At 61.4% G+C, this 11445-nt stretch carries 9 protein-coding genes; 7 read left to right on the forward strand and 2 right to left on the reverse strand.

Going from position 1 to position 11445, the window contains the following annotated elements:
• Nucleotides 1–171 precede the first annotated feature (171 nt).
• From dinG to pdxH, 5 genes are all read left to right on the forward strand, one after another.
• Entirely contained in the window at nucleotides 172–2316 is a 2145-nt protein-coding gene (dinG, locus tag ACXRVY_RS08575; RefSeq protein ID WP_458237249.1) for an ATP-dependent DNA helicase DinG, read from the forward strand.
• Between the two features lie 96 nt (nucleotides 2317–2412).
• The gene (locus ACXRVY_RS08580; protein WP_223463188.1) at nucleotides 2413–4815 is read left to right on the forward strand and encodes a beta-galactosidase; all 2403 of its coding nucleotides are present in this window, start codon (nucleotides 2413–2415) and stop codon (nucleotides 4813–4815) included.
• A gap of 95 nt (nucleotides 4816–4910) precedes the next feature.
• Complete coding sequence (locus ACXRVY_RS08585) at nucleotides 4911–6056, forward strand: serine hydrolase domain-containing protein (RefSeq protein ID WP_458237250.1); 1146 nt, start codon at nucleotides 4911–4913, stop codon at nucleotides 6054–6056.
• Between the two features lie 113 nt (nucleotides 6057–6169).
• Nucleotides 6170–7177 carry an OmpA family protein gene (locus ACXRVY_RS08590; protein ID WP_223463190.1) on the forward strand — a complete coding sequence of 336 codons (1008 nt, stop codon included), beginning with the start codon at nucleotides 6170–6172 and terminating at the stop codon, nucleotides 7175–7177.
• A 24-nt stretch (nucleotides 7178–7201) separates the two neighbouring features.
• Nucleotides 7202–7849, forward strand: coding sequence for a pyridoxamine 5'-phosphate oxidase (gene pdxH, locus ACXRVY_RS08595; protein ID WP_223463191.1), 648 nt, complete (start codon nucleotides 7202–7204; stop codon nucleotides 7847–7849).
• Between the two features lie 5 nt (nucleotides 7850–7854).
• Here pdxH and ACXRVY_RS08600 read toward each other — a convergent pair whose 3' ends face one another.
• On the reverse strand, nucleotides 7855–8091 hold the full coding sequence (locus ACXRVY_RS08600) for a hypothetical protein (RefSeq protein ID WP_223463192.1): 237 nt from the start codon (nucleotides 8089–8091) through the stop codon (nucleotides 7855–7857).
• 165 nt (nucleotides 8092–8256) lie between these two features.
• Here ACXRVY_RS08600 and ACXRVY_RS08605 point away from each other — a divergent pair, with 165 nt between their 5' ends.
• On the forward strand, nucleotides 8257–8721 hold the full coding sequence (locus tag ACXRVY_RS08605) for an outer membrane lipoprotein (protein ID WP_223463193.1): 465 nt from the start codon (nucleotides 8257–8259) through the stop codon (nucleotides 8719–8721).
• Between the two features lie 103 nt (nucleotides 8722–8824).
• Here ACXRVY_RS08605 and nhaA read toward each other — a convergent pair whose 3' ends face one another.
• On the reverse strand, nucleotides 8825–10012 hold the full coding sequence (nhaA, locus tag ACXRVY_RS08610; RefSeq protein ID WP_223463194.1) for a Na+/H+ antiporter NhaA: 1188 nt from the start codon (nucleotides 10010–10012) through the stop codon (nucleotides 8825–8827).
• A 250-nt stretch (nucleotides 10013–10262) separates the two neighbouring features.
• On the opposite strand from nhaA, the gene ACXRVY_RS08615 reads away from it, so the two are divergent.
• Complete coding sequence (locus ACXRVY_RS08615; protein ID WP_223463195.1) at nucleotides 10263–11357, forward strand: PLP-dependent cysteine synthase family protein; 1095 nt, start codon at nucleotides 10263–10265, stop codon at nucleotides 11355–11357.
• The last annotated feature ends 88 nt before the right edge of the window (nucleotides 11358–11445 follow it).

The raw sequence follows: 11445 nt of genomic DNA on the forward strand, positions 1-11445 counted from the left end.
GCCTTAAAGCGAGCCAGACTGCGTTGCAGGCCTTGGAAAGGGAACAACCATTCCCAGCGGCCTGCGCCTTGCCTGGCTCGCTTTAAGGCGACAACGCGGCGTGGAAACTAACTGAGAACGCCCCCTCAAACTACTGAAAATTTATCCAGCGTTTTTTGCGCCCGACAATCCATGATCAGCACTGAACTCAAAACCACGATCCAGGGCGCCTACTCGCGTTTTCTCGAAGCCAAGAGCCTCAAGCCGCGTTATGGCCAACGCCTGATGATCGCCGAAGTCGCCAAGGTCCTGGGTGACATCGACACCGACGACGAAGGCCGGCGCAGTGGCGACCCCGCGATAGTCGCGGTGGAAGCCGGCACCGGCACCGGCAAGACCGTGGCCTACAGTCTGGCGGYGATCCCCACGGCGAAGGCCGCCGGCAAACGCCTGGTGATCGCCACGGCCACCGTGGCCCTGCAAGAGCAGATCGTCTACAAGGACCTGCCCGACCTGATGCGCAACAGCGGGCTGAACTTCAGCTTCGCCCTGGCCAAGGGCCGCGGGCGCTACATGTGCCTGTCCAAGCTCGACATGTTGCTCCAGGAAGGTCACGCACAGACCGCCACGGCGCAGTTGTTCGAAGAAGAGGGTTTCAAGATCGAGGTCGATGAGGCCAGCCAGAAGCTGTTCACCAGCATGATCGAGAAGCTCGCCGGCAATAAGTGGGACGGCGACCGCGACAGTTGGTCCACCGCCCTCGAAGACGCCGACTGGGCGCGCTTGACCACCGACCACAGCCAGTGCACCAACCGTCATTGCCCGAACTTCGGCCAGTGCGCCTTCTACAAGGCCCGCGAAGGTATGGGCAAGGTCGACGTGATCGTCACCAACCACGACATGGTCCTGGCCGACCTAGCCCTGGGCGGCGGCGCTGTGCTGCCGGACCCACGCGACACGATCTACGTGTTCGACGAAGGCCATCACCTGCCAGACAAGGCCATCGGCCACTTCGCCCATTACACGCGCCTGCGCTCCACCGCCGACTGGCTGGAAACCACCGCCAAGAACCTCACCAAACTGCTGGCCCAGCACCCGTTGCCGGGCGACCTGGGCAAGTTGATCGAGCAGGTGCCGGAGCTGGCGCGGGAGATCAAGACCCAGCAGCAGTTCATGTTCACCGCCTGCGAGCAGATTGCCGATTTCAAACCCGGCGAAGACGTTGAAGGCCGCGAGCGCCCGCGTCACCGATTCGTCGGCGGGGTGATTCCCGAGCACATGCGTGAAATGGGCATCGAGCTGAAGAAAGGCTTCGCGCGCCTGACCGACCTGTTCACCCGCCTGACCGACCTGCTCAAGGAAGGCATGGACGGCGAGGTCAACATCGGCATCGCCAGCAACCAGGCCGAAGAGTGGTATCCACTGTTCGGCAGCTTGCTGTCGCGCTCTTCCGGCAACTGGGAGCTGTGGACCGCCTTCACCGTCGAAGACCCGGAAGACAACCCGCCCATGGCCCGCTGGCTGACCCTGGCCGAAAGCGGCTCACTATTCGACATCGAGGTCAACGCCAGTCCTATCCTCGCGGCGGAAATGCTTCGCCGCAACCTGTGGAACGTGGCGTATGGCTGTCTGGTGACTTCGGCGACCTTGACTGCCCTCGGCACCTTCGACCGCTTCCGCATGCGCGCCGGCCTGCCGAAAAAAGCCGTGACGGCGGTGGTGCCAAGCCCGTTCCATCATGCCGATGCCGGTGTGTTGCGGGTACCGAACCTGAACGCCGACCCCCGTGATGCAGCAGCGCATACCGCCGCGATCATTCGGGATCTGCCTGAGTTGGTCGAAGGCTCGCGGGGTACGCTGGTGCTGTTTTCCTCGCGTAAACAGATGCAGGACGTGTTCGACGGCCTCGACCGCGACTGGCGCAAGCAAGTGTTCATCCAAGGCAACCTGTCGAAGCAGGAAACCCTCAACAAGCACAAGGCGCGAGTCGATGGCGGCGACTCCAGCGTGTTGTTCGGCCTGGCGAGCTTCGCCGAAGGGGTCGACTTGCCCGGTGCCTATTGCGAGCACGTGGTCATCGCCAAGATTCCATTCTCGGTACCTGATGATCCGGTCGAAGCAGCCTTGTCCGAATGGATCGAAGCCCGGGGGGGCAATCCGTTCATGGAAATCTCCGTGCCGGACGCCTCGCTGAAGCTGGTCCAGGCCTGTGGTCGCTTGCTGCGCACCGAAGAAGACCGCGGCACCATCACCTTGCTCGACCGGCGCCTGGTGACCCAGCGCTATGGCAAAGCCATCCTCAACGCGTTGCCGCCGTTCCGTCGAGAAATTTCCTGAAACACCGGTGGGCGGTTTTGCCCACCGCGTTGTCTATCTCTCTGCCATCGCTTTTCCACTGGCCCATTGAAGGTCGTTAGGGAGATTTTCGTTCTCATGATTTGCCGTTCGTTGCCTGCTGTTTTTGCCCTGCTGTTCGCAACACCGCTGCTGGCCGCTCCCGCCAGTCCGCAGACGCTGTTCAACTTTGTGCGCCCCGCCGACGTGGTCCAGGTGGCGACTCAGGACGCCAGCCTGCCGCAATCCAACGCCGAGCAAACCCCCGAGGGCGAAGTGCTGCGCCGGGTGACGTTCAACCCGGTCGCCCGACCGACTTTGCGCCTGACTCCGCAAACCGGCGCCTGGGACTGGTCGCAGTCGGGCGTCATGAGCCTGCGGATCCAGAACGCCATGAACTGGGCCTTGACCCTGTACGTAACCATCCAGAGCAACGACGGCAAGACACTGGTCAGCCGCGTCGATCTGCCGGCGGGGCCTGCGCAAACACTGTTGGTGCCTTTGCAAGCGACATCACCGCTGAGCCAGGGCATGAAGTCTGGCCCGCCGATGCCGATGACTGTCGAGGGGCAGCGCGTGTTGCTGGCCAGCAGCGCCGGTGAAYTGGATCGCAGCCAGGTGGTGTCGGTGAGCTTGTCGATGGACCAGCCGAAGGTCGCGCAAAGCATCTTGCTGGAGCGCTTTGGTGTGCAGGACGGCGAGTCGGTCACCCAAGCTGTGTATGGCGGGTTGGTGGATGCTTACGGTCAGTCGACCCGGGCCAAATGGCCGGAAAAAATCAGCAGCGACGATCAACTGAAAGGCGCCGCCAGCAAGGAGCAGCAGCAACTGAAAACCTGGCTGGCCGATCGCGAAAAGTCCTCCCTGGACAAGTTCGGTGGTTTGACCAAAGGCCCGTCCTTCAAGGCCAGCGGCTTTTTCCGCACCGAGAAACGCGACGGACGCTGGTATCTGGTGACGCCGGAAGGACACCCGTTTTATTCGCTAGGGGTTAACACCGTCGCTGCAGACGTCAACCAGACCTACGTTGCCGGTCGCGAGTGGATGTTCGAATCCCTGCCCAAGGTTGACGAGGCCCTGGCCAGCCATTACGGCGAAGGCGACAACCGTGGCGGCAACGGGGCCGATCAAGGACGCGGCTACAATGCCGGACGCTGGTACGACTTCTACGCTGCCAACCTGCAGCGTCTGTATGGCGATCCTTGCGCGTTGGGCAGCGAAACCAAGGCCGGCGTTGCCGARGCGGCCAAGTCCGAAGCGACGGTAGCGAAAGCCGCAGAGCCAGAATCTGTCGAACCGTGCAAAGCGCAGTTCGACGAGCAACGCTGGGCCAGTCACACCCTTGATCGCTTGCAGGCCTGGGGCTTCAACACCATTGGCAACTGGAGCGCACCCGTACTGGGCAACGCTGATCGCGTGCCGTACACCTTGCCGCTGTCGATCGTCGGCGACTACGCCAGCATCAGCACCGGTACCGACTGGTGGGGCGGCATGCCCGACCCGTTCGACCCGCGTTTTGCCATGGCCGCCGAACGTGCCGTGGCGATTGCCGCTCGCGACCATCGTGACGATCCGTGGCTGATTGGTTACTACGCTGACAATGAACTGGCCTGGGCCGGTCCCGGCGATGACCCGAAAGCCCGTTATGCTCTGGCCTACGGTACCTTGAAGATGACCACCGACGTGCCGGCCAAGCGCGCGTTCCTCAAACAGCTGCGTGACAAGTACCGCAATCAGGCTGGCCTGTCGGAAGCCTGGGGCATTGATCTGCCGGCCTGGGAACTGATGGAAGATCCGGATTTTGTGCCGCCATTGCCAAGTACCGAGCACCCGGAAATCGAGGCTGACTTCAAATACTTCCAGAAAGTCTTTGCCGACACCTATTTCAAGACCATCTCCGATTCACTCAAGTGGCATGCGCCGAACCAGCTGCTGCTCGGCGGCCGTTTCGCCATCAGCACGCCGCAAGCCGTGGAGTCCTGCGCCCAGTACTGCGACGTGTTGAGCTTCAACATGTATACCCTGCAACCCCAGGATGGTTACGACTTCGCCAAACTGCGCAGTCTCGACAAACCCGTGCTGATTACCGAGTTCAATTTCGGCTCGACTGATCGTGGCCCGTTCTGGGGCGGCGTCACGCCGTTGGCGAAGGAGGAGGACCGCGGCGCGGCGTATGCCAACTTCCTCAAGCAGGCCTTGAGCGAGCCGTCRATTGTTGGCGTGCATTGGTTCCAGTACCTCGATCAACCGGTCACCGGGCGCCTGCTTGACGGTGAAAACGGTCACTTCGGGTTGGTGGGCATTACTGATCTGCCGTTCCAGGGCTTTGTCGATAGCGTGCGCAAGAGCAACCTGACGACGGTCGAGCAATTGGGCAAGGAGGCCGAGAAGGCTGCGGCCGCCGCCGACAAAGTCAGTCACGACGCCGAGGGCGGCCGCAAGGCCGAGGCCGGCAAGGGGCCGGGGAAGGGCGCTGGCGGGCATTCCGGCAAAGGTCATTAATCGCCACAACCGCCCGGCCCAACCCTGTTCCCAAAACCCTCAAGGGCTGGAACAATGCCCGCCACTTTGTAGAGCGTTAATCCGGGGAGTTGCGGGTGCAGATTCAGGGTCATTACGAGCTTAAGTTCGAAGCGGTGCGAGAGGCGTTCGCTGCGCTGTTCGACGATCCCCAGGAGCGTGGCGCAGCGTTGTGCGTTCAGATTGGTGGCGAAACCGTCCTCGATCTGTGGGCCGGCACCGCCGACAAGGACGGGGCCGAGGCCTGGCACAGCGACACCATCGCCAACCTGTTCTCCTGCACCAAGACCTTTACCGCCGTCACCGCGCTGCAATTGGTGGCCGAAGGCAAGCTGCAACTGGATGCCCCGGTCGCGCGCTACTGGCCTGAGTTCGCCGCCGCCGGCAAAGAGTCCGTCACCCTGCGACAATTGCTCTGCCATCAGGCCGGCCTTCCGGCATTGCGCGAGTTACTGGCCCCCGAAGCCCTTTACGACTGGCAAACCATGGTCGATGCCCTGGCCGCCGAAACGCCATGGTGGACGCCGGGCGAAGRCCACGGTTATGCGGCGATCACCTATGGCTGGCTGGTCGGCGAATTGCTGCGCCGTGCCGACGGTCGTGGACCGGGGGAATCCATCGTCGCGCGGGTCGCCAAACCCTTGGGCCTGGACTTCCATGTGGGCCTGGCCGACGAAGAGTTCTATCGCGTGGCCCACATTGCGCGGGGCAAGGGCAATGTCGGCGATGCCGCCGCCCAGCGCCTGCTGCAAGTGACCATGCGCGAGCCAACGGCCATGACGACCCGGGCGTTCACCAACCCGCCGTCGATCATGACCAGCACCAACAAACCCGAGTGGCGACGCATGCAGCAGCCGGCCGCCAATGGCCATGGCAATGCCCGCAGCCTGGCCGGCTTCTATGCAGGCCTGCTCGACGGCAGCCTGCTGGAAAGCGATATGCTCGATGAACTGACCCGCGAGCACAGCCTCGGCGAGGACAAGACTTTACTGACCCAGACCCGTTTCGGCCTGGGTTGCATGCTCGATCAACCGGACGTCGCCAATGCCACCTTCGGCCTTGGTCCGCGGGCATTTGGTCATCCCGGCGCCGGCGGCTCCATCGGTTTTGCCGACCCGGAGCACGATGTGGCCTTCGGATTTGTGACAAATACCCTGGGGCCGTACGTCTTGATGGATCCGCGCGCGCAAAAGCTGGTGCGGGTTCTGGCCACTTGTCTGTAAAAGCGGTTATCGGGTTCCAGTGCTGGAACCCGATTGCCTTTCCAGTTTCAAAGCGTCTGTTTATACGGGCCGATGTGGCCTGATTTTTTTGCCTTCATTTTTGTGGATATCCAATGTCATCCAATAAAACCCTCGCCTTGGCCCTGTGCTTCGCTATTACCGGTTGCGCACAGACTCCACAGAAAGACGCGACGGCCCCCGTTGCCAAGACTGAAAGCGGCAGCCACTGGTACTGGCCGTTCGGTTCCGACGACAGCGCCGGCAAGCCCGCGGTCAAGCCTGAGGTGAAACCTGAAGTCAAACCCGTTGCGGTGGCCAAGGCCGAAACCGCTAGCGGCAGCAAGTGGTACTGGCCGTTCGGCGGCAGCGAGCAGAGCGCCGCCAAGGCTGTGCCGATGGCAGACCCGAAAGTCACCCAGGCCTGGCTTGACGACTACGAACCGCGTCTGCGCGAGGCGGTCAAGGGCAGCAACATGCAACTCGAGCGCCGCGAAAACGTGCTGGTGGTGACTGCGCCTGTCGAAGGCTCGTTCAACCCTGATCGTCCGGCCATGCTGCTGCCGAACACACTCGGTCCGTTTACCCGGGTCGCGAAAATCCTTGAAGCCGATCCAAAGACCGCTGTCTTGATCCTCGGCCACAGCGATACGTCCGGCGCTGCACCGGCCAACGTCAAACTGAGCCAGGAGCGTGCCCAGGCCGTTGCGGCAATTTTCCGCCTCAGTGGTTTGCAGCGTGATCGCTTGATGCTGCGTGGCCTGGGCGGTGATGCACCGCGTGCCGCCAACGACAGCGTGCAAGGGCGTGCGTTGAACCGCCGCGTGGAACTGCTGGTGACCCCGCAAAACACCATGGTTGCGTTGCTGAGCAAGTACAACATGCCGGCGCCAGCCCCGGTGACCATGGTCGCTGCCGCTGACGTCAAACCGGTCGCCAAACCTGTTACACCGGCCCCTGCTGCTAAAAAAGCGGCCGTTCCGACCATGAAAAAGGCGCCAGCCAAAAAAGCACCGGCCAAGAAAACACCCGCGAAAACCGCAACGCCGGCGAAAAAGACTGCGCCAGCCAAAGCCGCTGCGGCTGACAAGAAAGTCGCCGCCACCGATACTGCAAAGCAGTGATTCGTTAACCAAAAGGAATGCGCCATGACCCAGGGCCTGGCTGATATGCGTCGTGACTACACTCGTGATGGCTTGACCGAGGCACAAGCCCCGGCTGAGCCGTTTGCGCTGTTCCACCAGTGGTTCGCCGACGCGGTGAAAACCGAACAGGCACCGGTGGAAGCCAATGCCATGACCCTGGCCACCGTTGACCAGGACGGTCGACCGCACTGTCGCATTCTGTTGCTCAAGGGCCTGGACGAGCAGGGCTTCACCTTTTTCACCAACTACGAAAGCGCCAAGGGCCAACACCTGGCCACGAATCCGTTCGCGGCCATGACGTTTTTCTGGCCGGCGCTGGAGCGCCAGGTGCGCATCGAAGGGCGGGTGGTGAAGGTCACGCCTGAGGAGTCCGATGCCTATTATCAGGTCCGTCCACTGGGCAGTCGCCTGGGGGCCTGGGCATCGCCGCAGAGCCGCGTGATCGCCGATCGTGGCGAGTTGGAAGCGCTGCTCAAGGACACCGAGCAACGTTTCAGCGACACCCAGCCGCATTGCCCGGAACACTGGGGTGGTTATCGCCTGCTGCCGGAGCGCATCGAATTCTGGCAAGGCCGCCCAAGCCGCCTGCACGACCGCCTCAATTACCGCCAGCAGGGTGCCGGCTGGATTCTTGAACGTCTGGCCCCCTGAGCAGTTTACCCACCGGGATAGTCTGCCGCAGCGGCCTCCAGCCACTTCGGCAGGTCTCGACGCTTGATCTTCTGCGCCTGAGCACTCGCCAACCGTTCGAGCATGAAGGCTTTTTTCTGCTCATCCTTGCCCGCCAGCGATAGTGCCAGGTCGCGGTCCATCCAGCGTTTTATCCGTACGTACAGCCACCAGTGGAAATACAGTCCAGCGACGGTAGTAACGAAAATGATAAAGTAGTCCATGAAAATCCTTGGCCAGTGGGGTAGTTTTCCGTTTTTGCCGCTACTGTGTGAGTTCGTGGAGGCGCCTTAACGGAGCCTGAATCAAGCCAATTTTATCCGGGCGATGCCGTGACAGGCGTCAAGCTGCGGAGTCTAATGAATATCCGGTTCTTTGGAGTTGATGCTATGCGTAAGTCTGTACTACTGGTTGCTTCCTTTTCCACGATGGCGATGTTGCTCACTGGTTGCCAATCGAGCCTGACCGGTGACTCCTACTCCCGTGACGAAGCGCGTCGCGTGCAGACCGTTCGCATGGGTACCATCGAAGCCTTGCGTCCGGTGAAAATCGAAGGCACCAAAACCCCGATCGGCGGCGCTGCAGGCGCAGTGGTCGGCGGCGTTGGTGGCAGCTCCATCGGTGGTGGCAAAGGCAGCGTCGTTGCTGCGGTCGTCGGTGCTGTAGCTGGCGGTCTGCTCGGTTCGGCCGCTGAAGAAGGCTTGACCCGCACCCAGGGCGTGGAAATCACCGTGCGTGAAGACGATGGCAGCATGCGCGCCTACGTTCAGGAAGTGCAGCCAAACGAAGTGTTCCGTGTTGGTGAGCGTGTGCGTATCGCCAGTGTGGGTGGCACCAGCCGCGTTTCGCACTAAGCGTAAACGCCGGATAAACAAAAAACCCGATCAGGTGACTGATCGGGTTTTTTGTTTTTGGCTGAGGTGAGTCTGGATTGGCGCCAGGCGTTATCGCGGTTTATCAGGATGCAAGGCTGGAACCCTTGCGACTCGCCATCGCCGTCACCCCATAACCGATCAGCGCGGCCAGAATCGAACCGGTCAGGATTCCCATGCGATCCATCCCGGCGAAATCACTCACGCCTGGCTCAAAGGCCAGCGAGCCGACAAACAGGCTCATCGTGAAACCAATGCCGCAAAGAATCGCCACGCCCAGAATCTGGCCCCAATTGGCGCCTTGGGGCAGGGCGGCGATACCGGTTTTCACGGCCAGCCAGGTCAGGCCGAAGACACCGACGGCCTTGCCCAGCAGCAGCCCGATGGCGATGCCCATGGGGACGTGGTGAGTAAAGCTTTCGACGGTGACACCGTTCAGGGACAGGCCGGCATTGGCAAACGCGAACAGCGGCAGAATGCCGTAGGCGACCCACGGGTGCAGGGCGTGTTCCAGGGTCAGCAATGGCGAGGGCTCGGCATTTTTTGTGCGCAGCGGAATGCAGAAAGCCAGGGTCACACCGGCCAGCGTGGCGTGGACACCGCTCTTGAGCACGCAGACCCAGAGAATCAAGCCAATGATCATGTAGGGCCCGAGCTTGACCACGCCGAGCCGGTTCATCCCGATCAGCGCTGCAATACAGGCCGCGGCCAGCGCCAGGGACAGGGTCGACAGGGCGCCGGAATAGAAGATCGCAATGATGATGATCGCGCCGAGGTCGTCGATGATCGCCAGGGTCATCAGGAACAGTTTCAGCGAGACCGGAACGCGTTTGCCCAGCAGCGCCAGCACGCCAAGGGCGAAGGCGATGTCGGTAGCGGTCGGGATTGCCCAGCCGTTGAGGGCCGGTGGCGTGTCGCGATTGAGGTACCAGTAGATCAGCGCCGGCACCACCATGCCACCAATCGCTGCCGCGCCAGGCAGGACGATTTGCGACGGTTTGGACAACTGGCCGTCGAGCACTTCGCGCTTCACTTCCAGGCCGATCAGCAGGAAAAACAACGCCATCAGGCCGTCGTTGATCCACAGCAGCAACGGCTTGGCGATTTTAAGCGCGCCGATCTGCGCCACCACGGGGGTGTCCAGCAGGCCGTTGTACAGCCACGCCAGCGGCGAGTTGTTGATGATCAGAGCCAGAACGGCAGCGGCGATCAGTAACAGACCGCTGGCAGCTTCCAACTGAAAGAAACGCGTGAAAGTGCTACGCAGAGGCAAGGTCGCTCTCCATCCGTGAATTCAAAAGGTGTTACACCCTAACAAGTACTGTTAGTTGTTAAAACAAAAGTTATATTCTTTTTTGTTATATGTCGTTACAGAGTGAGCCGCCAGTACCGAGCTGAGCCTAGCAGTTGCCGGGCGTATTGAACCTCAGCTGTACCTGTGCTGGATGTAGGTTTTTTCCTAAGCTTGTTGGATGAGCCTTGATAAAAGGTCGACTCCTGCCAGATTCAACGAGAAAACCAACATGAGCGACAACCGACAGTGGTCCCGCGAAGCGATCCGGATCATCGAAGCCGATTTCCAGCGCAGCGCCGACACCCACTTGATCCCCTTGCCGCTGCCGGGTTTTCCAGGCATCGAGTTGTACTTCAAGGATGAATCCAGTCACCCCACGGGCAGTCTCAAGCACCGACTGGCGCGTTCGCTGTTCCTGTACGCGCTGTGTAATGGCTGGCTCAAGCCAGGGGCGCCGGTCATTGAGGCTTCCAGCGGTTCCACGGCGATTTCCGAAGCGTACTTCGCGCGCATGCTGGGCTTGCCGTTCATTGCGGTGATGCCGGCGACTACCTCGAAAGAAAAGATCGCGCAAATCGCCTTCTATGGCGGCCAAAGCCACCTGGTGGACGATCCGACCCAGATCTATGCAGAGTCCGAGCGCCTGGCCCGTGAGCACGACGGGCACTTCATTGACCAGTTCACCTACGCCGAACGCGCCACCGACTGGCGGGCGAACAACAACATTGCCGAGTCAATCTTTCATCAGATGCGTTTCGAGCAGCATCCTGAGCCGAGCTGGCTGATTTCCAGCCCCGGTACCGGGGGCACCACGGCCACCCTGGGCCGATACGTGCGTTATCGCCAGTATTGCACCCGCGTGCTGTGTGCCGATGCCGAGCGTTCGGTGTTCTTCGATTACTACCAGACCGGCGATGCCAGCCTGCGACTGGACCACGGCTCGCGGATCGAAGGAATCGGCCGGCCGCGTGTGGAGGCGTCGTTTCTGCCCAAGGTGATCGACGCGATGGTCAAGGTGCCGGATGCCCTGTCACTGGCGGCCATGCACTATCTGGCGGAGCGTTTGGGACGCCACGTGGGCGGGTCGAGCGGGACCAACCTGATCGGCGCACTGATGGCCGCTCAACACATGAAGGCGCAGGGGGAGACGGGGTCGATGGTGGCGATTCTGTGTGACAGCGGCGAGCGCTACGCCACAACCTATTACGATCAGGACTGGCTCAAGGCTCAGGGGTATGAGTTGAGTGGTTTGATGGCTGCAGTGGCGGCGACGGTGGAGCGGGGTGAGCCGCTGCCGGCGAGCGTGCTGCGCGCCAATATCTGAAACTCATCAGACACAGAAACCAGTGTGGGAGCGAGCTTGCTCGCGATGGCGGCGCCACATTCAACACATATGTTGATTGATCTACCGC

The organism is Pseudomonas sp. P5_A2_2, assembly GCF_054177685.1.